Raw genomic sequence first — 1422 nt, forward strand, 5'->3', positions numbered from 1 at the left:
TATAATGGTCCTATGATTTAAGACAAAATTTTAAATAGTTTTTCGTTAGGTCACACATACTAATTTTAAAGGAGAGTGACATTATGCGAAAAACTTATTCGCCCGAATTTAAGGCAAAACTTGTCATGGAAGTCTTCAGGGGAGAACGCCTGCTCAATGAAATTGCATCAGAAAATAACGTTCATCCTAATATGCTTACTCGCTGGAAAACAGAAGCTTCCAACAATTTACATGTGCTTTTTGAAAATGAAAATGCTAAAATGCGTAAGCAGGCTAAGCAGTATGAAGCACAAATCGAAGAACTATATACACAAATTGGAAAACTTACTGCTCAGTACGAGTGGATGAAAAAAAAATCTGGAATCTAATTTCCATCGAGATGAAAGAATCTCCATGGTTGATTTTACTGACCCTGTTTTTTCAATATCTACCCAGGCTGAAATGTTGAGTCTGAACCGCACTTCCCTGTATTATAAGCCGCGCCCTTCTTCTGAATGGGATCTGCAGCTTAACCGCCTGATTGATATAACCTACACAAAGCATCCTGAATTTGGATATCGCCGTATCACAGCATGGCTGGACAGTTATTATGGTTTTCATGTAGATAAAAAAACAGTGCTTTCCAGAATGCAGGAAATGGGGATACAAGCCGTTTACCCCAGGCAAAACACCAGTAAAGCGAACCCTGCCAATAAAGTATATCCCTATCTTCTCAATGGGATACAGGCTGCCTTTCCGGATCATGTTTGGAGTATTGATATTACTTATATTCCGATACAGAAGAGCTGGCTGTATCTCACTGCCATTATAGACTGGTATTCCCGGTATGTCCTGGCATGGGAGATAGATGACACTCTGGAAATCAAATTTGTTCTGGATACCTGCCAAAAGGCACTTGGCGGCTCTGTACCTGAAATCATGAACAGCGATCAGGGAAGCCATTTTACCAGCCCCAAATATACAGAACTCTTTCTGGAGGCAGGTTCCAAAATCAGTATGGATCACCGTGGACGCGCATATGACAATATCTTCATAGAACGATTTTGGCGAAGTCTGAAATATGAGGATATTTATCTAAAAGATTACAGTTATCCCCGGGAAGCACGAAAAGGGATCCGAGAATATATGGAGTTTTATAACAATGAACGCCCACATCAAAGTCTGGGGTATAAAACTCCCAGCCAGATTTATCATGAAGGGAAAGACCGTTCTTTCCGCTCATGATTTTACTTGAGAATAATCAATGTATCAAGGATGTATACACACCGCACTGCGGCAAGTCCTTGACACATTGATTATCCCCAAGTTTCTTATAACCAAGGAAAGAAAGGGATAGTATATTCCAAATATATCCAGGAACATATGTTTAGTACCTAACGATAAATTTAATAAAAAACTGTCTTGACAAAGTGGGTCACTTTA

Annotated in this window: 2 protein-coding genes; both read left to right on the top strand. The window is 39.5% G+C overall.

Annotation, left to right across the window (positions count from 1 at the left end):
- Positions 1-83: 83 nt before the first annotated feature.
- Entirely contained in the window at positions 84-368 is a 285-nt protein-coding gene (locus ACQRBN_RS17415) for a transposase (RefSeq protein WP_330591941.1), read from the top strand.
- Positions 358-1224, top strand: a complete 867-nt coding sequence (locus ACQRBN_RS17420; protein WP_427740361.1) for an IS3 family transposase — start codon at positions 358-360, stop codon at positions 1222-1224. The genes ACQRBN_RS17415 and ACQRBN_RS17420 overlap by 11 nt, the downstream gene beginning before the upstream one ends.
- Positions 1225-1422 lie beyond the last annotated feature (198 nt).

This window comes from Bariatricus sp. SGI.154 (assembly GCF_050313795.1).
Taxonomy (GTDB): domain Bacteria; phylum Bacillota; class Clostridia; order Lachnospirales; family Lachnospiraceae; genus CAMBRQ01.